The organism is Saccharopolyspora rosea (assembly GCF_025643595.1).
GTDB lineage: Bacteria > Actinomycetota > Actinomycetes > Mycobacteriales > Pseudonocardiaceae > Saccharopolyspora > Saccharopolyspora rosea.
Genome location: NZ_CP102826.1, coordinates 4,239,262 through 4,260,122, shown reverse-complemented (window position 1 = coordinate 4,260,122; position 20,861 = coordinate 4,239,262). Strand labels below are relative to the sequence as shown.

Sequence of the window (20,861 nt, the reverse complement as noted above, 5' to 3'; positions counted from 1 at the left end):
CGGGCGGAGGTGTCGGCTCGTCGTGCGCGACCATCACATCCCGGGACCGCGCAGGTGTCCCTGTCGACCCGTCGGAGTGACCAGCTGGTCACTCTGGATGCGCTCGGTGATCAATGCCACCCGTTGGGGGAGCGATAGGGCCTCGTTCGTGTCCTAAACTCAGGCTAACCTGAGCGAGGTTAGGTTAGCCTGAGTTAACCGGAAGGGCGCGATGGACGACGGGACGGGCATCGGCGGCAGGGTCGCCGTGGTGACAGGAGCGGGCCGGGGCATCGGCGCCGCCGTGGCGGAGGCGCTGGCCGGGCTCGGAGCCACCGTCGCCGCCGTGGACCGCGACGTCGAGAGCGTCGCCGAACTCGCGGCCGACCAGGTGGCCGAGGGGCGTCGGGTGTTCGCCTACCCGGTCGACGTCGCCGACGGCGCCGCGGTGCGCGGCGTCGTGGACCGCGTCGAGCAGGACTGCGGCCCGATCGACCTGCTCGCCAACGTCGCCGGGGTGCTGGTCCCTGGAACCGTGCGGGAGATCAGCGACGAGGACTGGCACCGGACCTTCGCGGTGAACACCACCGGCGTGTTCCACGTCTGCCGCGCGGTGTCCGAGCGCATGGTCCCGCGGCGGCGCGGCGCGATCGTCACGGTCAGCTCCAACGCCGCGGGCGTGCCCCGGCACGGCATGGCCGCCTACGCGGCGTCCAAGGCCGCCGCCACGCTGTTCACCAAGTCCCTGGGCCTGGAGCTGGCCGAACACGGCATCCGGTGCAACGTCGTCGCCCCCGGATCGACCGACACCGACATGCTGCGTGCACTGTGGACGGACGAGTCCGACGCCGAGCGCACCCTCGCCGGATCCCCGGAGACCTTCCGGGTGGGCATCCCGCTGCGCAAACTGGCCACCCCGCGCGACATCGCCGACGCGGTCGTGTTCCTGCTGTCGGACCGCGCCGGGCACATCACCATGCACGACCTGTACGTCGACGGCGGCGCGACGCTGCGCGCCTGAAACCCCGCGCCCGGCACGGAAAGGTTCCCGATGACCACGATCGACAGCGATATCCCCGACCTCGCTGCGGTGACCGACGACGAGGCGGCCCGGCTGCTGGAGGCGTACGAGGCCGGTTCGTCGTTCTTCTTCTCCTCCCCGCGCCGCGGCGCGCTGCTGGCGCGCGGCGTGGACGCCACGGTGCCCAAGACCCGCTGCGCGCGCTCGGACCTGCCCCGGCGGGTGGACGACTTCCTCGCGGCGGCAACGGAATTCGGCCGCCGCAACCCGGTCGTGGTGGGTGCGGTGCCGTTCGGCGAGGACCTGCCCGCGCACCTGGTGCTGCCCTCCGAGGTCGTCCGCGCCGCTCCGCTCGGCGCGGTCGTTCCGCGCCCGCCCCGTCCGAACGCCCCGGAGTGCAGCGTCCGGCCGGTCCCCTCGCCCGCCGAGCACGAGCGCGCCGTCGAACGCGTGCTGCGGCGCATCGCCGACGGGCGGCTGGACAAGGTGGTGCTGGCGCGGTCCCTGGAACTGACCGCCACCGAACCGATCGACGTGCACGGCGTGCTGCGCAACCTCGCGCTGGCCGATCCGGCCGGGTACGCCTTCGCCGTGGACCTGCCCCGCCGGGGTGAGGACGGCACCCGCGACAGCTACGGTCCGCAACCCGCGCTGGAGCGGACGTTCCTGGGCGCCAGCCCGGAACTGCTGGTGTCGCGCCGGGGCGACCGGGTGCGGTCCAACCCGATGGCCGGTTCCCGGCCGCGCAGCAGCGACCCCGACGAGGACCGGCGCCGCGCCGCCGCCCTGGAGACCTCCGAGAAGGACCTGCGCGAGCACGCCGCCGTGGTCGAGCAGGTCGCACGCGTGCTGCGGCCGTACTGCCGCGAACTGCACGTGCCCGAACGGCCGTCGGTCGTGGCCACCGCGGCGATGTGGCACCTGGCCACCGAGATCACCGGTGACCTCGCCGACCCGGCCACCTCCTCGCTGGAACTGGCCGACGCGCTGCACCCGACTCCGGCGGTGTGCGGCACCCCGACCGAGGCGGCGCGCGCGGCGATCGCCGAGACGGAGCCGTTCGACCGCGGTTACTACGCGGGCATGGTCGGCTGGTGCGACGCGGCCGGGGACGGCGAGTGGGTGGTGGCCATCCGCTGCGCCGACGTCGAGGACGCTTCGCTGCGGCTGTTCGCCGGCGGCGGGATCGTCGCCGGTTCCGATCCGGCCGAGGAACTGGCCGAGACCTCCGCGAAGTTCCGCACCGCCCTGTCGGCCATGGGCCTGGAGAAGTCGCTGTGACGGAGAGGACGCCCATGACGCTGCCCGGCTGCCCCACCTGGCCGGAGGAGTTCGCCCGCCGCTACCGCGAAGCGGGCTACTGGCGCGGCTACACCTTCGGCCGGATGCTGCGCGACCGCGCCGCCGAACACCCCGACCGCGTCGCGGTCGTCGACGCCGACCGCCGCATCACCTACGCCGACCTCGACGCCCGCGCCGACCGGCTGGCCGCCGGACTGCGCGAGCTGGGCATCGGCGCCCGCGACCGGGTCGTGGTGCAGCTGCCGAACATCGCCGAGTTCTTCGAGGTGTGCTTCGCGCTGTTCCGGCTCGGCGCCGTCCCGGTCTTCGCGCTGCCCTCGCACCGGCTGACCGAGGTGAGCTACTTCTGCGAGTTCAGCGAGGCGGCCGCCTACATCACCGTCGACGTCGAGGCGGGGTTCGACCACCGGCGGCTGGCCGCCGAGGTCTCCGCGAAGGTGCCCGGACTGCGGCACGTGATCATCGCCGGTGACCCGGGGGACTCCGGTTTCCGCGCACTGTCCGATGTGGACGCCGAACCGGCGGGGGACGCGGGGCCCGCGCCGAGCGACGTCGCCTTCCTCCAGCTGTCCGGCGGCAGCACCGGGGTGCCCAAGCTGATCCCGCGCACCCACGACGACTACATCTACTCGTTCCGCGCCAGCAACGAGATCTGCGGCGTCACCGCCGACACGGTCTACCTGGCGGCGCTGCCCGTCGCGCACAACTTCCCGATGAGCTCGCCGGGCACCTTCGGCGTGCTGCACGCGGGCGGTCGCGTGGTGTTGGCCCGCCGCCCCAGCCCGGACGAGGTGTTCCCGCTGATCGAACGCGAGCGGGTCACGCTCACCGCGGCGGTCCCACCGCTGGCGCTGGTGTGGCTGGACGCCGCCGCGGGCGGCACCGAGCACGACCTGTCGAGCCTGGAGGTGCTCCAGGTCGGCGGCGCCAAGTGCAGCGAGGAGGTCGCGCGGCGCGTCCGCCCGGTGCTGGGCGCGACGTTGCAGCAGGTCTTCGGGATGGCCGAGGGGCTGGTGAACTACACCCGGCTCGACGACCCCGAGGAGGTCGTCGTCACCACGCAGGGACGTCCGATCTCACCGGACGACGAGGTCCTGGTCGTCGACGACGAGGACAACCCCGTGCCGGTCGGCCGGACCGGGCACCTGCTCACCCGGGGTCCGTACACGATCCGCGGCTACTACCGGGCCGAGGAGCACAACTCCCGCGCGTTCACCCCGGACGGCTTCTACCGCACCGGCGACGTGGTGCGCCTGACCGAGGACGGCAACCTGGTCGTCGAGGGCCGGGCCAAGGACCAGATCAACCGCGGCGGCGAGAAGATCGCGGCCGAGGAGGTCGAGAACCACCTGCTGGCGCACCCGGCGGTGCACGACGCCGCGGTCGTGTCGATGCCCGACGACTACCTCGGTGAGCGCAGCTGCGCGTTCGTCGTGCCGCGCGGGCAACCGCCGAAGGCCCGCGAGCTGATCAGGTTCGTGCGCGCCCGCGGACTCGCCGGGTACAAGGTCCCCGACCGGGTCGAATTCGTCGAACGGTTCCCGCAGACCGGCGTCGGCAAGATCAGCAAGCGCGAGCTGCGCGAGCTGATCGCCCGGGAACTGGTGCCAGAGCTGGGGAACAAGTGAGAGACGGGAGGAACACGGTGGCGCTTCCGGCCATCGCACCGTACCGGGTGCCGCAGGACGACCTGCCCGCCAACCGGGTGGGCTGGCGGCCCGACCCGGACCGGGCGGTGCTGCTCATCCACGACATGGAACGGCATTTCGTCGGCGCGTTCACGCCCGGAGCCGAACCGCTGAGCCAGGTCGTGCCGAACATCCGCCTGCTGCGCGAGACCGCCCGCGCCGCGGGCGTTCCGGTGGTCTACTGCGCGCAACCCGGCGGCCAGACGCCGCGGCAGCGCGGCCTGCAGCTGGAGTGGTGGGGTCCCGGCGTCGCCGACCCCGAACAGGCCGAGATCATCGACGAGCTGGCGCCCGGCGAGGGCGACGTGCTGATGACCAAGTGGCGCTACAGCGCGTTCCTGGACACCGAGCTGGCCGACCTGCTGCGCGACTGGGGACGCGACCAGCTGGTCATCACCGGCATCTACGCGCACATCGGCTGCCTGATGACCGCCGCCGAAGCGTTCCAGCGCGACGTCCAGGCGTTCCTGGCCGCCGACGCGGTCGCCGACTTCTCCCCGGAGGAGCACCGGATGGCGCTGTCCTACGCGGCCAAGCGGTGCGCCGTGGTGGACACCTCGCGGCAGCTGGCGCGATCGCTGGCGGCCGACGAGACCGAAGTGGCATGACGGAAGGGGAGTGCGTGGCGATGGCGGGAACACCGGTGCTGACGTTGGAGGACGTGCGCGCCCAGGTCGCCGAACTGCTCTACGAGGACCCGGCGGAGCTGGCCGACGACGAGGACCTGCTCGACTGGGGCCTGGACTCGGTGCGGATCATGAGCCTGGTGGAGAAGTGGCGCAAGCTCGGCGTCCAGGTGACCTTCGCGGACCTGGCCGAACGCCCGACGCTGGCCGACTGGTGGGCGGTGCTGGAACCGAAGCTGTGAGCCGGTCCCCCGCCGCGCACGGCGGGGGAGGCCAGGTGCTCGATGTCGGCCGAGGACCGCAGCAGATCCGTCCACAGTGGAACGGCCCGATGAAGGTGTGGACCGCTCCGCGGGCGGAAAGCCCCCGAACGGACGCGGCGGGCCGGTGCCTCCGCGCCGTCACCGCCGCCGCAGCGCCGGGCGCAGCCGCTCCAGGACCGCCGGGTCCTCGATGGTCGACGGCACCGCGGTGTCGCCGCGGTCGGCGATCTCGCGCATCGACCGGCGCAGGATCTTGCCGGAGCGCGTCTTGGGCAGCCCGTCCACCACGGCCACGTCGCGGAACGCCGCCACCGGCCCGATCTGCTCGCGCACCGCGGTCACCAGCTCCTGCCGCAACCGCTCCTCGTCGACCTCCACACCGGACTTGAGCACCACGAACCCGAGCGGCACCTGGCCCTTGAGCTCGTCGTGCACACCGATCACCGCGCACTCGGCCACCGCCGGGTGCGCGGCCAGCACCGCCTCCATCGACCCGGTGGACAGCCGGTGCCCGGCCACGTTGATCACGTCGTCGGTGCGCCCCATGACGAACAGGTAGCCGTCCTCGTCGACGTAGCCGCTGTCGCCGGTCAGGTAGTAGCCGGGGTAGCGCGACAGGTACGACTCGCGGAACCGCTCGTCGTCGCCCCACAGCGTCGGCAGCGTGCCCGGCGGCAGCGGCAACCGCAGGCAGATCGCCCCGTCCTGCCCCGCGGGCACCGGACTGCCCGCCTGGTCGAGCACGGCGACGTCGTAGCCGGGCATCGGCACCGTCGGCGAACCCGGCTTGACCGGCAGCGGCTCCAGCCCGCGCGGATTCGCGCACACCGGCCAGCCCGTCTCGGTCTGCCACCAGTGGTCGATGACCGGCACCCCGAGGGTGCGCGACGCCCAGTGGTAGGTCTCCGGGTCGAGCCGTTCCCCGGCCAGGAACAGGTTCCGCAGGCACGACAGGTCGTGGCGGGTGGTCTCGGCGCCCTCCGGGTCGGCCCGCTTGATCGCGCGGAACGCCGTCGGTGCGGTGAACAGCGCCTTGACCCGGTGCTCGGCGATGACCCGCCAGAACGCGCCCGCGTCCGGCGTGCCCACCGGTTTGCCCTCGTAGACCACCGTGGTCGCCCCGGCCAGCAGCGGCGCGTAGACGATGTAGGAGTGGCCGACGACCCATCCGACGTCCGAGGCCGTCCAGAACACCTCGCCCGGCCCGATGTCGTAGATGTTGGCCATCGACCACCGCAGCGCCACCGCGTGCCCGCCGTTGTCCCGCACCACGCCCTTGGGGCGCCCGGTGGTGCCCGAGGTGTACAGCACGTACAGCGGGTCGGTGGCCCGCACCGGAACGCAGTCGGCGGGTGCGGCGGCGGCCACCACGTCGTTCCAGTCCACGTCGAGCGGCCCGAGCTCGGCGACCGCCTGTTCGCGCTGGTGCACGATCACCCGCTCCGGCCGGTGACCGGAGATCCGCAGCGCCTCGTCGACGATCGGCTTGTACTCCACCACCCGGTTCGGCTCCAGCCCGCAGGACGCCGCCACGACCACCTTGGGCCGCGCGTCGGCGATCCGCGCCGCCAGCTCCTTCGGCGCGAACCCGCCGAACACCACGGAGTGCACCGCGCCGATGCGCGCGCACGCCAGCATCGCCACGACCGCCTCGGGGATCATCGGCAGGTACAGCACCACCCGGTCGCCCGGCCGCACCCCCTGCTCGCGCAGCGCACCGGCGAACGTCGCGACGCGGTCGAGCAGTTCCGCGTAGCTCCACCGCAGCACCCGCCCGGTCATCGCCGAGTCCCAGATCAGCGCGGTCCGCTCGCCGTGGCCGTCGCGCACGTGCCGGTCCAGGGCGTTGAAGCAGGTGTTGAGCACCCCGTCCGGGAACCAGCGGTGGAACGGGGCGCGGGAGTCGTCCAGCGCCCGGCTCGGGGCGCGTTCCCAGTCGATCGCGGTGGCCGCGTCCAGCCAGAAACCGTCCGGGTCGGCGAGACTGCGCCGGTGGGCGTCGGCATAGGCACCCATGGCCAAGACCTCCAGGGGCAGACGGGGGCCGGGTTGCCTGTGTCCTACCGCACGGAACTGCCCGGCGCCAGGGTCCTTTCGGCGCGGCGTACTGCCGGGCCGAAGTCTCGGTCGTTGCTGGGCGACGGACGGGCGCCGCTGAGCGCTCGCCGGTCTCACCGGCGCGACAGTGCGTGGTCGATCCGTCGACAATCGGCCACGGGCGAAGATCGGGCTAACGCCGCGTGTGACCGGACCGACTAATCCCACGGAGGTGCTAGCGACTATGAGCGCGGAAACGGCGACAGCGGCCGAGACGGGAACGAACGGCGGAGAAGCACTGCCCACCACGCCGTGCAGCGTGGTGTGGAGCGGTGGTCATTCGTACGTGCGCGAGGGCAACAGCGGCGCCCGTTGGGCGGGTGTCGACGACCGCGGTCGGCCCCGGTTCCTGACCGATGCCGATCTCCGCCGCCGCGGCTGGAGCCACACCCGCGGCTGACGCCGGCCCGGCGGCCGCGCTCGGCGCGATCGCCCAGCTCACATGCGGCCGCCACCGCCGTTGTGCGACATATGTGAGACCCTTGATCCGTGCGGGCCGCACGAGGTGCGCCCGGCCGAGGGGCAGATCGCACAACCATTCAGGGGAGGGGCTCGTGGTGCACGACGCCGACAGCACCACGGACGAGACCAGGACCGGGGGCCGGGCGGTGAACCCCGGCTCCGGCGACGAGAACTCCCCGCCCCAACCCGATCCCGGTCTGGCCCGGATCAAGGAGGCAGCGGCAGGCGTCTGGGCCGATCCCTGGTGGACGGTGCCGAACCTGCTCAGCGTCATCCGCCTCGCGGGCGTGCCGCTGTTCCTCTGGCTGCTGCTCGGCCCCCGGGCCGACCTGCTCGCGCTGCTCGTCCTGGTGCTCAGCGGCGTCACCGACTGGCTCGACGGCAAGCTCGCCCGCTGGCTCAACCAGTACAGCCGCATCGGCGAACTGCTCGATCCCGCCGCCGACCGGCTCTACATCGTCGCCACGCTCGTCGCCTTCGTGATGCGCGACGTCATCCCGTGGTGGGCCGCGGCGGCGCTGATCGGCCGCGACGTGGTGCTCACCCTGTGCCTGCCGGTGCTGCGCTACCACGGCTACGAACCACCCGAGGTGCACTACCTCGGCAAGGCGGCGACCTTCTGCCTGATGTACGCGTTCCCGCTGCTGTTGCTGGTGCAGGCGGAGAGCGCGGTCACCGCGGTGGCCCGCCCGATCGCCTACGCCTTCACGTGCTGGGGCGGAGCGCTGTACCTGTGGGCGGGGATCCTCTACCTGGGCCAGGTCGTCGCGGCCGTCCGGCAGACGCGGTCCGCTCCGCGCTGACCTGCCGATCGCCTTGCGGTCCCACCGGGCGGCCCAATACGCTCGCCGAGCCGATCGCGATCACCGTCGCGGACGGCCCCAGGCAGCAGCGGACGAGGAAGGCGGACACCCCACGTGGCGGCCCCGGACGAGATCAGGTACACGCAGGAGCACGAGTGGGTGCAGCGCACCGGCCCGGACGCGGTGCGCGTCGGCATCACCGACCACGCCCAGCAGCAGCTCGGCGACGTGGTGTTCGTGCAGCTCCCGGAGGTCGGGGAACAGGTCCAGGCCGGTGGGGCGATGGGCGAGGTCGAGTCGACCAAGAGCGTCGCGGACATCTACGCCCCGCTGTCCGGCGAGGTCTCGGCCCGCAACGACCGCCTGCAGGACGAGCCCGAGCTGGTCAACTCGGCTCCCCAGGGCGACGGCTGGATGGTCGAGATCCGGTTGGCGGACCCGGAGCGCTTCGACGAGCTGCTGTCCGCCTCGGATTACCAGGCACTGATCGACCAGGGCTGACCGCGGGCCCGACGTGGCGCACCCGCGGTTGTCGGGAGGCGCGCGTCCCGTGCCTGTGACAGCACGGTACGTTTGAACGTACTTGGCACGATCTATCCGCGTAGAGGAGAGCTCAGGTGAGCCAGAACAGCGGCTCCGGCGACGTTCCACCGGAGCAGTCACCGGAGACCACCTCGGTCTTCAGGCCCTTCCTCTCGGAGCCGGAAAGCACCGAGAGCGCGCCCCCGGAGCCTGCTGCCGCGTCCGGGGTCGACGCGCTGCCCGCGGGGTCCGCCCTGCTGGTGGTCAAGCGCGGCCCGAACGCGGGTTCGCGGTTCCTGCTGGACCGGGAGACCACCAGTGCCGGACGGCACCCGGACAGCGACATCTTCCTCGACGACGTCACGGTTTCCCGTCGGCACGCCGAGTTCCGGCGCGAGGGCAACGACTTCGTGGTCGTGGACGTCGGCAGCCTCAACGGCACCTACGTCAACCGGGAACCGGTGGACACCTCGGTGCTGGCCAACGGTGACGAGGTGCAGATCGGCAAGTTCCGGTTGGTGTTCCTGACCGGACCGGTCGACGGAGGACAGGGCGGCCGCTGAACGCGGCATGACTTGACGGTTTCGGGGCGGCGCCGCCAGCGGCGCCGCCCCGATTCGCGTCCGTGCGATGCGCGCCGCGGAGCGTCCGACGGCGGGGAATCGCCTGGCGCCACAACGTGTTCTCGCGATGAGGAGGGACTTTTTCCGCAGGTCCGTCGGGCCGCGTGGCGGTGTATCGTGCTGGGTGTTGCTCGATGACGAGCGCTCTGCAGGAGCGGTTCGCCGAATGCGCCGGAAGGGCCGCGGAGCGGTGGCCGGCCGGACCGCTGGAGGGATGGGCGTGTCCGCCGTATCGCGGGTAGCGTCGGAGGCGTCGGTGCGCGATCCTCGACGAAGGATGTCACGCTTCGGCGCGCTGGAGGAGGCGATGAGACGATGAGCAGCGAGATGCGCGTCGTCGGCGTGCGTGTGGAACTACCAGCCAACCAGCCGATCCTGTTGCTGCGCGAGGCGCACGGCGAGCGTTACCTGCCGATCTGGATCGGCTCTGTCGAGGCGACCGCGATCGCACTCGAACAGCAGGGGGTGCGGCCCGCCCGGCCGCTGACCCACGACCTGCTCAAGGACGTGATCGGCGCCCTCGGGCGCGACCTGGAACAGGTCCGGATCACCGATCTGCAGGAGGGCACCTTCTTCGCCGAGCTCGTGTTCGACGGGGACGTGCGCGTGTCGGCGCGGCCGAGCGACTCGGTGGCCCTGGCGCTGCGCGTCGGAGTGCCGATCCACGCCGACGAGTCCGTGCTGGACGAGGCCGGCCTGATCATTCCGGACGAGCAGGAGGACGAGGTCGAGAAGTTCCGCGAGTTCCTCGACTCGGTCTCCCCGGAGGACTTCCGCGGCGCGGACACCTGACCCGCCGCGCCGTGACGACCGGCCCCCGCGCGGCACCGCGCGGGGGCCGGTTCGTCGGTGACCCACCCCCCGCGCGTCGCGTTGACCTCCTCGCGGGGCGGGCTTACGGTCGAGGCACGCGAATTGCCCCGGTGTGATTCGCGCCGGTGAGGGTGTTCGCGGCCCGCGGTCACACGGACCACGGGCGCTCAGGATCGTCGGCTCCGTGCCGGACGAGGGGAGGCAGGCGTGGTCGAGGAAGCACCCAACCGGGAGGCTGCCGCCGAGCAGGGGGAGCCGTTCCTCGACTCCTCGCTGCCGGACGAGCTCGTCGGCTACCGGGGCCCAGCCGCCTGCCAGATCGCCGGTATCACCTACCGCCAACTGGACTACTGGGCGCGCACCAAACTCGTCGGCCCCTCCATTCGCAGCGCCGCCGGATCCGGGTCGCAGCGGCTGTACTCGTTCAAGGACATCCTGGTCCTCAAGGTCGTCAAACGCCTGCTCGACACCGGGGTGTCGCTGCACAACATCCGTGTCGCGGTCGAACACCTGCGCAACCGCGGCGTGCAGGACCTGGCCCGGCTGACGCTGTTCAGCGACGGGACGACGGTCTACGAGTGCACCTCCCCCGAGGAAGTGGTGGACCTGTTGCAGGGCGGCCAGGGCGTGTTCGGGATCGCAGTCAGCGGCGCGATGCGCGAGATCAGCGGGACCATCCACGACTTCCCGGCCGAGCGCGCCGACGGCGCGGAGATCGTTCCGGTCGAGGACGAGCTGTCCCGCCGCAGGCGCGACCGGCAGACCGGCTGACGTGTGCCGCGGGCGACATCGAGGGCCCGCGCAGCCACGTTGATCAGGTAGGCTTCGCTGCATCGCCGACCCCGTGCGGGAGAGACCGGCCCCGGCTGCGGCCGAGGTCGGCGCCGAAGGAGCAAAACTCCCCGACAACCTCTCAGGCCAACCGGACCGCACGGGCGAGATGCCTCTGGAAAGAGGGTGCGCCGCAGCCGTGGTGGACCCCGCCGACGGTGCAAGCCCGGGTCGCCGGGCGAAGCTCTCAGGCGTTCGCTTCGCGAGCAGTGACAGAGGGGGAGAGCAGCGCAGTCCGCGGACTGCACTGCCGACCCGTGTCCGCCGCGACGATTGAGGTTTGGCGATGACCGACGTGACCCATGACCGCATTCCGCTCGCCGCCCTGGAACAGGGCACTCCGTTCGCCGACCGGCACGTCGGGCCGGCGCCCGCCGAACTCGCCCGCATGCTCGACGTGATCGGCGTCGGATCGCTGGAGGAGCTCGGGCAGAACGCCGTGCCGGAAGGCATCCGGGAGCCGGACCTGCAGCTGGCGCTGCCCGAGCCGGCGTCCGAGGCGCAGGCGCTGGCCGAACTGCGCGAACTCGCCGACCACTGCCGTCCGCACACCGAGATGATCGGGCTGGGCTACTACGGGACCGACACGCCCCCGGTGATCCTGCGCAACGTGCTGGAGAACCCCGCCTGGTACACCGCCTACACCCCCTACCAGCCGGAGATCTCGCAGGGCCGGCTGGAGGCGCTGCTGAACTTCCAGACCATGGTGGCCGACCTCGCCGGGGTGCCGGTGGCCAACGCCTCCATGCTCGACGAGTCCACCTCGGCCGCCGAGGGCATGACGCTGGTGCGGCGCGCGGGCAAGTCGAAGTCGCCGCGGTTCGTCATCGACGCCGACACGCTGCCGCAGACCCGCGCGGTGATCGAGACCCGGGCCGAGCCGCTGGGCATCGAGGTGGTCGTCGCCGACCTGGCGCAGGGCGCCGCCGGCCTCCCGGAGGGCGAGTTCTTCGGTGCGCTGCTGTCCTACCCGGGTGCCTCCGGCGCGGTCCGCGACCAGGAGGAGATCATCGCCGAGGTGCACCGGCGCGGCGGCATGGTCGTGGTCGCCGCCGACCTGCTGGCGCTGACGCTGCTGCGCCCACCGGGCGAGATCGGCGCGGACGTCGTGGTCGGCACCACGCAGCGGTTCGGCGTGCCGATGGGCTTCGGCGGCCCGCACGCCGGTTACATGGCGGTGCGCAAGGGCCTGGAGCGGCAGCTGCCGGGCCGGTTGGTCGGGGTGAGCGTCGACGCGGACGGCGACCAGGCGTACCGGCTGGCGTTGCAGACCCGGGAACAGCACATCCGCCGCGAGAAGGCCACCAGCAACATCTGCACCGCGCAGGTCCTGCTCGCCGTGGTCGCCGCGATGTACGCCGTCTACCACGGCCCGGCCGGGCTGCGCGCCATCGCCACCCGCGCGCACCGGATGGCCGCGGTGCTGGCCGAGCAGCTGCGGCGCGGCGGCGTGCGGGTGCTGCACCGCGACTTCTTCGACACCGTCGTCGCCGAGGTGCCCGGCCGGGCCGACGAGGTCGTCGCCGCGGCCCGCCGCGAGGGCGTCAACCTGCGCCGGGTGGACACCGACCACGTCGGTATCGCCTGCGACGAGACGACGACCCGCGCGCACCTGGCCAAGGTGTGGCGGGCCTTCGGCATCGCCGAACCGGCCGAGCTCGACGAGCTCGACGCCGACACCCCGGATGCGCTGCCGTCCGCACTGCTGCGCACCTCCGAGTACCTGACGCACCCGGTGTTCCACACCCACCACTCGGAGACCTCGCTGCTGCGCTACCTGCGGCGGCTGTCGGACTCCGACGTCGCGCTGGACCGCAGCATGATCCCGCTGGGCTCGTGCACCATGAAGCTCAACGCGACGGCCGAGATGGAGCCGATCACCTGGCCGGCGTTCGCCTCGCTGCACCCGTTCGCGCCCGCCCAGGACGCCGAGGGGCTGCTCCGGATCGTCAAGGACCTGGAGACCTGGCTGGCCGAGATCACCGGCTACGACGCGGTCAGCTTGCAGCCCAACGCGGGCAGCCAGGGCGAGTTCGCCGGTCTGCTGGCCATCCGCGCCTACCACCGCAACCGGGGGCAGGCCGAGCGCGACGTGTGCCTGATCCCGGCCAGCGCGCACGGCACCAACGCCGCCAGCGCCGTCATGGCGGGGTTGCGCGTGGTCGTGGTCCGCTGCGACGACGAGGGCAACATCGAGCTGGAGCACCTGCGCGAGCTGGTGTCCGAGCACGCCGACGACCTCGCCGCGATCATGATCACCTACCCGTCCACCCACGGCGTCTACGAGGACACCGTCCGCGAGGTGTGCGGGTTGGTGCACGACGCCGGTGGCCAGGTCTACGTCGACGGCGCCAACCTCAACGCGCTGATCGGCCTGGCGCGGATGGGCAAGTTCGGCTCCGACGTGTCGCACCTGAACCTGCACAAGACGTTCTGCATCCCGCACGGCGGCGGTGGTCCCGGCGTCGGCCCGATCGGCGTGCGCGGGCACCTCGCGCCGTTCCTGCCGAACCACCCGATGCAACCGTGCGCGGGCCCGGAGACCGGGGTCGGCCCGATCAGCGCCGCTCCGTGGGGCAGCGCGTCGATCCTGCCGATCTCCTGGGCGTACGTGCGGATGATGGGCGCCGACGGGCTGCGCCGCGCCACGCTGACCGCGGTCGCCGCCGCCAACTACGTGGCCCGGCGGCTGGACGGCTACTTCCCGGTCCTCTACACCGGGCAGGGCGGCTACGTCGCGCACGAGTGCATCCTCGACCTGCGGTCGATCACCAAGACCAGCGGCATCAGCGTCGACGACGTGGCCAAGCGGCTCGCCGACTACGGCATCCACGCGCCGACCATGTCCTTCCCGGTCAACGGCACGCTGATGGTCGAGCCGACCGAGAGCGAGGACCTCGCCGAGCTGGACCGCTTCTGCGAGGCGATGATCGCGGTGCGCACCGAGATCGACAAGGTCGTCGCCGGGCAGTGGCCCGCCGACGACAACCCGCTGGTCAACGCGCCGCACACCGCCGCGTCGCTGGCCCGGCAGTGGGACCACGCCTACACCCGCGAGGAGGCCGCCTACCCGATGGGCACCCGGGCGGCCAAGGTGTGGCCCGCGGTGCGCCGCATCGACGGCGCGCGGGGCGACCGGAACCTGGTCTGCTCCTGCCCGCCGCTGTCGGCCTACGAGAGCTGACCGCCGTGCGCGGCGGTGCGGGCGACAGGTGCCGCTCGCACCGCCCCCGCCGGTCAGGCCCCGGGCAGGCGAGTGGGTACCCCCGAGGTTGCACGCGGTTGGGCCGGATGACAGGGTGGCCCCTTCATGTGACCGGCTCCGATGAGGAGAGGGGAGCACCATGCTCACCATCAGTGAGAGCGCCGCGGAGGTCATCAAGCTCGTGTTGGCTGGCGGCGACTCTCCGGAAGGGTCCGGCCTGCGCATCGCGCCCGGTGACGAGGGTCTCCAGGCGTCGATCGCCGGCGAGCCGCAGCAGGACGACGAGGTGGTGGAGGCATCCGGTGTGCGGGTGTTCCTCGAACCGCAGGTGGCGTCGTTGCTGGGCGACAAGGTCCTGGACGCGGAGCGGGACGACAACGGCGAGCTGAGCCTGGCCGTCCGCGACTGACGCACACCGACTCGACCGTCAGCCCGGGTGTTTTCGCCCGGGCTGACGGTTTTTTCGCGTTCAGCTGAGATCAATGACTCCTGCCAGTATCTGGCGATAAACATGCGTGGGCAACTACCCTCGGTCTGCACCGGTTCCCCCTCGGGAGGTCTAGGGTCGTGCGGACATCCACGCTCGCCATGCACATGAGTGATGGGCTGCTCAACGCGCCGACAGCGCTGCTGTTCGGTTTCGTGGCGATCGCCTGTCTGGCCGTCGCGCTGTACAAGGCCCGCTCGGACCTCGACGACCGGACCGCGCCGATGGCCGGGCTGGTGGCGGCGTTCGTGTTCGCCGCGCAGATGATCAACTTCCCGGTGCTGCCCGGTGTCAGCGGGCACCTGCTCGGGGGCGCGCTCGCCTCGATGCTCGTCGGCCCGTGGGTGGGAGCGCTGTGCGTGTCGATCGTCCTCGTCGTGCAGGGGCTGCTGTTCGCCGACGGGGGGCTGACGATGCTCGGCGCCAACATCACCAACATGGCGTTGATCGGCACCGCCGTCGGCTACCTCGTGGCGTGGTCGCTGCGCCGGTTCGCGGTGCGCAGCCGGACCGGCCTCGTGATCACCGCCGGTGTCGCGGCGTGGATCAACACCGTGGCCGCGTCCTTCGGCTTCGTCGTCGAGTACGCGCTCGGCGGCGCCGCCGGGTACGGCACCGGCACCGTCGCGCTGGCGATCGTCGGCGTGCACTGCCTGATCGGGCTCGGCGAGGCGGTGATCACCGCGGTCACGATCGCCGCGGTCGCCGCCGCCCGGCCCGACCTGGTCCACCTGCTGCGCTCGGCGAAGACGAGCGCACCCACCGCCGAGGAGGTCCGATGAGCGCGCCGAGCCGCCGCGGTGCCCGGTTCCTGGTGACCTTCGGGGCTGTCGCCCTGCTCGTCGCCGGTGTGCTGGCCTACTTCGCCGACTCCTCCCCGGACGGGCTGGACGCGGTGACCGAGCGCGGCTGCACCACCGTCCAGACGCCGCAGGGCGAGCAGCTGCGCGGGCACTGCATCGCCCAGCACAAGACCGACCACGTGATGGCGCACAGCCCGCTGGCCGACTACGCCGTCGACGGCGACGACCGGTGGACCGGTGTGGCCGGGGTGATCGGGGTGCTCGCCACGGCTGCGTTGGCCGGGGGCCTGTTCTGGGTGCTGCGCCGCAGGCCGGAAGGGCGGTGACGGTGGGCGCCGGTCACGCGAGCGCCCTGCACCTGCCCGGCAGCTCGCCGCTGCACCGCCTGCCGCCCGAGGTCAAGATCGTGGCCGCGTTCCTGGTGGTGCTCTGCGTCGTCGCCACACCGCGCCAGGTGCTGTGGGCGTTCGGCGGCTACGCCGTCCTGCTGCTGGTGCTGGCGCTCGTGGCCCGGATCCCGCCGCGCTGGCTGGCGAGCAGGCTGCTCATCGAGGTGCCGTTCGTGGTGCTCGCGCTGGTGCTGCCGTTCACCGCGGGCGGGACCACCACGGATGTGGTGGGCGTGCCGCTGTCGGTCGAGGGACTGCTGGCCGGGTGGAACATCCTGGCCAAGGGCACCCTCGGCCTGGCGACTTCGCTGCTGCTGGCGGCCACGACCGCGCCGCGCGAACTCGTCGTCGGCCTGCAGCGGCTGCGCGCGCCCCGGCTGGTCATCACGATCATCACGCTGATGCTGCGCTACGCGGAGGTCATCGTGGCCGAGGCCGGGCGGATGCGGATCGCACGCGTCTGCCGCGGGCACGACCCCCGGTTCCTCTGGCAGGTGGGGGCGACCGCGCGCGGCGTCGGTAGCCTGTTCATCCGGTCCTACGAGCGCGGCGAGCGCGTCCACCTGGCGATGGTGTCGCGGGGGTGGAGCGGCGCGATGCCCGAGCTCGGCGAGCCGCGGCGCCGGTCCACGTCGGCGTGGTGGCTCGGCATGGCACCACCCGCCGTCGCCGCCGTCGTCCTGGGAGCCGCCCTGTGGATCGCCTGACCGACACCGCGCCGGAGACCGGCGCGCGGACCGGCGCAGCGCCCGCGCTGGAGGTCACCGGCCTGACCTACAGCTACCCGGACGGCCACCGGGCGCTGCGCGGCATCGACCTGCGCGTGGCGCCGGGGGAGCGGGTCGCGGTGCTCGGGCCGAACGGGGCGGGCAAGACGACGATGACGCTGCACCTCAACGGCGTGCTGCGCGCGGAGGCCGGGCGGATCGCGGTCGGCGGGCTGGAAGTCGCCGACGGCAACCTCAAGGAGATCCGGCGGCGCGTCGGGCTGGTCTTCCAGGATCCCGACGACCAGCTGTTCATGCCGACCGTGCGGGAGGACGTGGCCTTCGGCCCCGCGAACTTCGGCCTGCGCGGTGCGGAGCTGGCCGACCGGGTCCACGCGGCGCTGGACGCCGTGGGCATGGCCGGGCACGCCGACCGCTCGCCGCTGCACCTGTCCGGTGGCCAGCGCAAACGGGTCGCGCTGGCGACGGTGCTGGCGTGCCGCCCGGAGATCCTGGTGCTCGACGAACCCTCGTCGAACCTGGAACCGGTGGCCCGGCGGGAACTCGCCGAGGTGCTGGTGGACCTGGGCGGCACGATGCTCATGGTCACCCACGACCTGCCCTACGCCCTCCAGCTGTGCCCGCGCAGCGTGCTGATCGACGACGGCACCGTGGTGGCCGACGGCCCGACGGCCGAGCTGCTGGCCGACACCGACCTGCTGGCCCGGCACCGGCTGGAGCTGCCCTACGGCTTCCGCGTGCCGTGAGGCGGTGCCGCGACACACCGGCGCGCCGCTGGTGAGGCTCGTCGGCCAACGAGCGGGTCCGCCGGGTCAGGCCGCTTCGTGCCGGTCGGCCCAGCTGAGCAGGTCGCGGCAGGTGTCGATGAGGCGCTGCCGCAGCACCGCCGCCTCGTCGGCGAAGGCGCGCTGCCGGCGGACGTAGTCCGCGCGTCCCTCCGGGGTTTCGACCGGGACCGGCTCGTAGCCGAGTTCGCGCAGGTCGTAGGGGCTGGCGCGCATGTCCAGCTCGCGGACCCGGACGGCGAGGTCGAAGCAGTCGGCGACCAGTTCGGCGGGCACGAACGGGTCGAGCTTGTAGGCCCACTTGAACAGGTCCATGTTGGCGTGCAGGCAGCCCGGCTGTTCCATGCGGACCTGGTCGGAGCGTTGCGGCTGCACCGCGTTGAGCGGGCGCGCGGGCGGGGTGAAGAACCGGAAGGCGTCGTGGTGGGTGCAGTGGATCGGCATCGACTCGACGACGCGGTCGGTGCCGGCGTGGCCGAGCCGCAGCGGCCAGTCGGCGTGGCGCACCTGTTGCTGCTCCGCGCGGTACACCATGGCCCACTCGTGCAGGCCGAAGCAGCCCAGCCGCGGTTTGCGCGACGCGGTGGCGGTCAGCAGGGCCAGCACGAACTCCGCGGTGTCGCGGCGTTTCGGCGTCAGCGCCGCCGGGTCCAGCGCGACGCCCCGCGGGGTCGCCGCGAAACCGCTGCGCGCGAGGAACTCCTCGCCGCCCTCCAGCGCCACGCCGACGCCGGGCTGCCAGCGCTCCAGCCGGGAGGGGCGGAACGAGTAGTAGGTGAACAGGAAGTCCAGCACCGGGTGCTTGCGGGCGTGGAACCGGCGGTGGCGGTGCGGCTCGGTCCAGCGCTCGACGCGGCTGCGGTGCGCGGCCTGCCGCGCCCGCCACTCCGACTCGGACAGGACGTTCATCGCCGACCAGGATATTCGCCGGGTTTCACCCGACGTGGGTGGCGTCCCGGACGGTGCCCACGTACTCCTCGACGAGGTCCTCCAGCGCGACCACGCCGACCGGCGCGCCCGAGGCGTCCACCGCCGCGGCCAGGTGGCTGCCCGCGCGGCGCAGCGCGGTCAGCGCCTCGTCCAGCCGGGCGGTCACCGGGATCTCCGGCAGCCGCCGGATCCGGGACGCCGCGACCGGCTTCTCCGGGTCGCCGTTGAGCTGGTCGAGCACGTCCTTGATGTGCAGGTAGCCGCGCAGCGAGCCGTTCGCGCGGACCGGGAAGCGGGAGAACCCGGTGGTCGACACCGCTCGCTGCACGTCGCCCAGCGTGGGGCGGGCCGGCAGCGTCGTGAGGTCCCGCATCGGGATCAGCACGTCGTGCACGGTGTGCTCGGCGGAGGAGAGCGTCTGCGCGAGCCTGCGGTGCTCGGACTGGTCCAGCAGGCCCTCCCGGCGGGATTCCACCAGGAGTTCGGCCAGTTCGGACGAGCTGTAGGCGGTTTCCAGCTCGTTTTTGGGTTCCACCCGCAGCAGCCGCAGCACCGCGTTGGCGAGCATGTTGAACACCGCGATCAGCGGTCGGGCCAGCTTGACGAACCCGACCAGCACCGGGACCAGCCACAGCGCCAGGCGCTCCGGTTCGGCGATCGAGAGGTTCTTCGGCACCATCTCGCCGATCAGCACGTGCAGCACCACCACGATCGCCAGCGCGATCGCGAACGCCACGGCCTCCAGCACCGCGTCGGGCACCGGCAGCGGCGCGACGAGCCGGTGCAGCTGGTGGGCCACCGCGGGCTCGCCGAGGCGGCCCAGTCCCAGCGAGCACAGCGTGATGCCCAGCTGGGCGCTGGTCAGCATCAGCGAGCCCTCCTGGCTGGCCCGGATCACCACGCGGGCGCGTCCCACGCCCTGGGCGACCAGCGCCTCCAGCCGGTCCCGGCGGGACGACAGCAGGGAGAACTCCGCGCCCACGAACAGGGCGTTGCACAGCAGCAGGAGCACCGCCAGCGGGATGGCCAGACCGTCGCTCACCGGTCCACCTCCCCGCCGACGCGGTTGAGCCGCAGCTCGGCGATCCGGTTGCGGTCCATCCGGGTCACCGTCAGCTGCCAGTCCCCGCTCCCGACGTGGTCCCCGACCTCGGGGATGCGGCCGAGCTCGGCCAGCACCAGACCGGCGATCGTCTCGTATTCGTCGCCGTCGGGGACGGCGAAACCGGTGGCGTCGGCCAGTTCGTCCGGGCGCACCAGCCCGGAGATGATCCAGGTGCCGTCGCCGAGCCCGCGCACCGGCGTGACCTCGCCGCGGTCGTGCTCGTCGCGGACGTCGCCGATGATCTCCTCGACCACGTCCTCCAGGGTCACGATGCCCGCGGTGCCGCCGTACTCGTCGACGACGACCGCCAGTTGCAGGCCCGAGGCGCGCAGCCGTTCCAGCAGGGCGTCGCCGTCCAGCGTCTCCGGGACCGTCGGCACCGGGCGGGCCAGCGAGGTGACCGGGGTGGACGTGCGCTGCTCGACCGGGACGCCGAACGCCTGCTTGACGTGCACCACGCCGTGCACGGCGTCGAGGTCGCCGCCGTGCACCGGGAACCGCGAGAAGCCGGTGCGGCGGGCGATGTCGATCAGGTCGACCACGGTGGCATCGGTGGGCAGCGACTCCACCCGCACGCGCGGGGTCATCAGCTCCTCGGCCGTGCGGTCGCCGAAGCGCAGCGACCGGTCCATCAGGTGCGCCGTGGCCTGGTCCAACGTCCCGTGCTCGGCGCTGGAGCGCACGATCGAGCCCAGTTCGTCGGCCGAGCGCGCCGAGCGCAGCTCTTCCTGGGGCTGCACGCCGAACCGGCGCACCACCCAGTTCGCGCTGTTGTTCGTCGCGTCGATGAGCGGCCGGAACGCCCGGGAGAAGGCGGCGTGGTAGCCGGAGACGGCGCGCGCGGTGCGCAGCGGCCGGGCGATCGCCAGGTTCTTCGGCACCATCTCGCCGAAGACCATCGACAGCGTGGTGGCCAGCAGGATCGCCGCGGCCAGCGACGTCGCGGCCGCCGCGGTCGCCGGCAGGCCCGCCGCCATCAGCGCGGGGCGGATCAGCTCGCCGATGAGCGGTTCGGCGACGTAGCCGGTGACCAGCGTGGTCAGCGTGATCGCCACCTGCGCCCCGGAGAGCTGGAAGGACAGGGTGCGGTGCGCGTTGCGCACCGAGCGGGCGCGCCGGTCCCCGACCTGGTTGACGTGGGCGTCGACGGTGCTGCGTTCCAGCGAGGTCAGCGAGAACTCGGCGGCGACGGCGAGGGCGGTGCCCAGCGTCAGCACGGCGACGAACAGCAGTCCAAGGACTGACAGCAGGATCTCCATCACCGGTCACCCCGGTGCGCGGCGTGGGCCGCGGTGTTCGGAAAGCCGGGATCTCGTCCCGGCCCGGTACTGCCGTCAGGTGATCGTGCCTCGGGCACCGACGTTGTCACTCCTCGTGGAACAGGGAAACGGGAGGAATA

21 protein-coding genes and 1 riboswitch are annotated in these 20,861 nt (G+C 72.5%); of the genes, 17 read left to right on the top strand and 4 right to left on the bottom strand.

Translation table 11 applies throughout. The features are described 5' to 3' along the window. The first annotated feature begins 211 nt into the window (after positions 1–211). The 5 genes from NV263_RS19705 to NV263_RS19685 are packed head-to-tail and all read left to right on the top strand — an operon-like array spanning position 212 to position 4,858. On the top strand, positions 212–1,000 hold the full coding sequence (locus NV263_RS19705) for a 2,3-dihydro-2,3-dihydroxybenzoate dehydrogenase (RefSeq protein WP_263247899.1): 789 nt from the start codon (positions 212–214) through the stop codon (positions 998–1,000). Between the two features lie 30 nt (positions 1,001–1,030). Continuing rightward, on the top strand, positions 1,031–2,281 hold the full coding sequence (gene dhbC / locus NV263_RS19700) for an isochorismate synthase DhbC (RefSeq protein ID WP_263247897.1): 1,251 nt from the start codon (positions 1,031–1,033) through the stop codon (positions 2,279–2,281). Between the two features lie 14 nt (positions 2,282–2,295). Beyond that, entirely contained in the window at positions 2,296–3,930 is a 1,635-nt protein-coding gene (locus NV263_RS19695) for a (2,3-dihydroxybenzoyl)adenylate synthase (RefSeq protein WP_263254272.1), read from the top strand. A gap of 17 nt (positions 3,931–3,947) precedes the next feature. Next, positions 3,948–4,598: an isochorismatase family protein gene (locus NV263_RS19690; RefSeq protein WP_263247895.1), complete on the top strand. Its 651-nt coding sequence runs from the start codon at positions 3,948–3,950 to the stop codon at positions 4,596–4,598. Continuing rightward, positions 4,595–4,858 (top strand): phosphopantetheine-binding protein, encoded by a 264-nt coding sequence (locus tag NV263_RS19685; RefSeq protein ID WP_263247894.1) that lies wholly within the window; start codon positions 4,595–4,597, stop codon positions 4,856–4,858. Before NV263_RS19690 ends, NV263_RS19685 begins: the two co-directional genes overlap by 4 nt. A 159-nt stretch (positions 4,859–5,017) precedes the next feature. Here the strand turns inward: NV263_RS19685 and NV263_RS19680 are convergent, their stop codons facing one another. Next, entirely contained in the window at positions 5,018–6,895 is a 1,878-nt protein-coding gene (locus NV263_RS19680) for a propionyl-CoA synthetase (protein WP_263247891.1), read from the bottom strand. 265 nt (positions 6,896–7,160) lie between these two features. Here NV263_RS19680 and NV263_RS19675 point away from each other — a divergent pair, with 265 nt between their 5' ends. From NV263_RS19675 to NV263_RS19620, 12 genes are all read left to right on the top strand, one after another. Continuing rightward, positions 7,161–7,376: a hypothetical protein gene (locus NV263_RS19675; protein ID WP_263247890.1), complete on the top strand. Its 216-nt coding sequence runs from the start codon at positions 7,161–7,163 to the stop codon at positions 7,374–7,376. A gap of 154 nt (positions 7,377–7,530) precedes the next feature. Next, on the top strand, positions 7,531–8,241 hold the full coding sequence (locus NV263_RS19670) for a CDP-alcohol phosphatidyltransferase family protein (protein WP_380757597.1): 711 nt from the start codon (positions 7,531–7,533) through the stop codon (positions 8,239–8,241). Positions 8,242–8,355: 114 nt separating this feature from the next. Further along, positions 8,356–8,742 carry a glycine cleavage system protein GcvH gene (gene gcvH, locus NV263_RS19665; RefSeq protein ID WP_263247889.1) on the top strand — a complete coding sequence of 129 codons (387 nt, stop codon included), beginning with the start codon at positions 8,356–8,358 and terminating at the stop codon, positions 8,740–8,742. A gap of 116 nt (positions 8,743–8,858) precedes the next feature. Then, positions 8,859–9,326 carry a glycogen accumulation regulator GarA gene (gene garA / locus NV263_RS19660; protein WP_263247888.1) on the top strand — a complete coding sequence of 156 codons (468 nt, stop codon included), beginning with the start codon at positions 8,859–8,861 and terminating at the stop codon, positions 9,324–9,326. A gap of 375 nt (positions 9,327–9,701) precedes the next feature. Next, complete coding sequence (locus NV263_RS19655) at positions 9,702–10,178, top strand: bifunctional nuclease family protein (RefSeq protein ID WP_263247887.1); 477 nt, start codon at positions 9,702–9,704, stop codon at positions 10,176–10,178. 228 nt (positions 10,179–10,406) lie between these two features. Then, positions 10,407–10,970, top strand: a complete 564-nt coding sequence (locus NV263_RS19650; protein ID WP_263247886.1) for a MerR family transcriptional regulator — start codon at positions 10,407–10,409, stop codon at positions 10,968–10,970. Between the two features lie 66 nt (positions 10,971–11,036). Continuing rightward, a riboswitch (glycine riboswitch) is annotated at positions 11,037–11,139 on the top strand. 177 nt (positions 11,140–11,316) lie between these two features. Continuing rightward, positions 11,317–14,214, top strand: a complete 2,898-nt coding sequence (gene gcvP / locus NV263_RS19645) for an aminomethyl-transferring glycine dehydrogenase (protein ID WP_263247885.1) — start codon at positions 11,317–11,319, stop codon at positions 14,212–14,214. A gap of 160 nt (positions 14,215–14,374) precedes the next feature. Further along, positions 14,375–14,644, top strand: coding sequence for a HesB/YadR/YfhF-family protein (locus NV263_RS19640; RefSeq protein ID WP_263247883.1), 270 nt, complete (start codon positions 14,375–14,377; stop codon positions 14,642–14,644). A gap of 185 nt (positions 14,645–14,829) precedes the next feature. Beyond that, positions 14,830–15,504, top strand: a complete 675-nt coding sequence (locus NV263_RS19635) for an energy-coupling factor ABC transporter permease (protein ID WP_263247881.1) — start codon at positions 14,830–14,832, stop codon at positions 15,502–15,504. Then, positions 15,501–15,851, top strand: coding sequence for a PDGLE domain-containing protein (locus tag NV263_RS19630; protein WP_263247880.1), 351 nt, complete (start codon positions 15,501–15,503; stop codon positions 15,849–15,851). The genes NV263_RS19635 and NV263_RS19630 overlap by 4 nt, the downstream gene beginning before the upstream one ends. Before the next feature lie 2 nt (positions 15,852–15,853). Then, positions 15,854–16,621, top strand: coding sequence for a cobalt ECF transporter T component CbiQ (gene cbiQ / locus NV263_RS19625; protein ID WP_263254269.1), 768 nt, complete (start codon positions 15,854–15,856; stop codon positions 16,619–16,621). Continuing rightward, on the top strand, positions 16,609–17,388 hold the full coding sequence (locus NV263_RS19620) for an energy-coupling factor ABC transporter ATP-binding protein (RefSeq protein WP_263247878.1): 780 nt from the start codon (positions 16,609–16,611) through the stop codon (positions 17,386–17,388). The genes cbiQ and NV263_RS19620 overlap by 13 nt, the downstream gene beginning before the upstream one ends. A gap of 66 nt (positions 17,389–17,454) precedes the next feature. Here the strand turns inward: NV263_RS19620 and NV263_RS19615 are convergent, their stop codons facing one another. The 3 genes from NV263_RS19615 to NV263_RS19605 are packed head-to-tail and all read right to left on the bottom strand — an operon-like array spanning position 17,455 to position 20,721. Continuing rightward, the gene (locus tag NV263_RS19615; RefSeq protein ID WP_263247877.1) at positions 17,455–18,336 is read right to left on the bottom strand and encodes a 3-methyladenine DNA glycosylase; all 882 of its coding nucleotides are present in this window, start codon (positions 18,334–18,336) and stop codon (positions 17,455–17,457) included. Between the two features lie 25 nt (positions 18,337–18,361). Continuing rightward, complete coding sequence (locus NV263_RS19610) at positions 18,362–19,399, bottom strand: hemolysin family protein (RefSeq protein ID WP_263247875.1); 1,038 nt, start codon at positions 19,397–19,399, stop codon at positions 18,362–18,364. Further along, a complete protein-coding gene (locus NV263_RS19605) occupies positions 19,396–20,721 on the bottom strand; it encodes a hemolysin family protein (protein WP_263247874.1) in 1,326 nt (441 codons plus the stop codon). The genes NV263_RS19610 and NV263_RS19605 overlap by 4 nt, the downstream gene beginning before the upstream one ends. Positions 20,722–20,861: the final 140 nt, after the last annotated feature.

What these genes read in the sequence shown, in the direction of transcription:
- NV263_RS19705 (WP_263247899.1), top strand. Translation starts at nt 212, where the DNA reads ATGGACGACGGGACGGGCATCGGCGGCAGGGTCGCCGTGGTGACAGGA.
- dhbC (WP_263247897.1), top strand. Translation starts at nt 1,031, where the DNA reads ATGACCACGATCGACAGCGATATCCCCGACCTCGCTGCGGTGACCGAC.
- NV263_RS19695 (WP_263254272.1), top strand. Translation starts at nt 2,296, where the DNA reads ATGACGCTGCCCGGCTGCCCCACCTGGCCGGAGGAGTTCGCCCGCCGC.
- NV263_RS19685 (WP_263247894.1), top strand. Translation starts at nt 4,595, where the DNA reads ATGACGGAAGGGGAGTGCGTGGCGATGGCGGGAACACCGGTGCTGACG.
- NV263_RS19680 (WP_263247891.1), bottom strand. Translation starts at nt 6,895, where the DNA reads ATGGGTGCCTATGCCGACGCCCACCGGCGCAGTCTCGCCGACCCGGAC.
- NV263_RS19675 (WP_263247890.1), top strand. Translation starts at nt 7,161, where the DNA reads ATGAGCGCGGAAACGGCGACAGCGGCCGAGACGGGAACGAACGGCGGA.
- NV263_RS19655 (WP_263247887.1), top strand. Translation starts at nt 9,702, where the DNA reads ATGAGCAGCGAGATGCGCGTCGTCGGCGTGCGTGTGGAACTACCAGCC.
- gcvP (WP_263247885.1), top strand. Translation starts at nt 11,317, where the DNA reads ATGACCGACGTGACCCATGACCGCATTCCGCTCGCCGCCCTGGAACAG.
- NV263_RS19640 (WP_263247883.1), top strand. Translation starts at nt 14,375, where the DNA reads ATGCTCACCATCAGTGAGAGCGCCGCGGAGGTCATCAAGCTCGTGTTG.
- NV263_RS19635 (WP_263247881.1), top strand. Translation starts at nt 14,830, where the DNA reads ATGAGTGATGGGCTGCTCAACGCGCCGACAGCGCTGCTGTTCGGTTTC.
- NV263_RS19630 (WP_263247880.1), top strand. Translation starts at nt 15,501, where the DNA reads ATGAGCGCGCCGAGCCGCCGCGGTGCCCGGTTCCTGGTGACCTTCGGG.
- NV263_RS19615 (WP_263247877.1), bottom strand. Translation starts at nt 18,336, where the DNA reads ATGAACGTCCTGTCCGAGTCGGAGTGGCGGGCGCGGCAGGCCGCGCAC.
- NV263_RS19605 (WP_263247874.1), bottom strand. Translation starts at nt 20,721, where the DNA reads ATGGAGATCCTGCTGTCAGTCCTTGGACTGCTGTTCGTCGCCGTGCTG.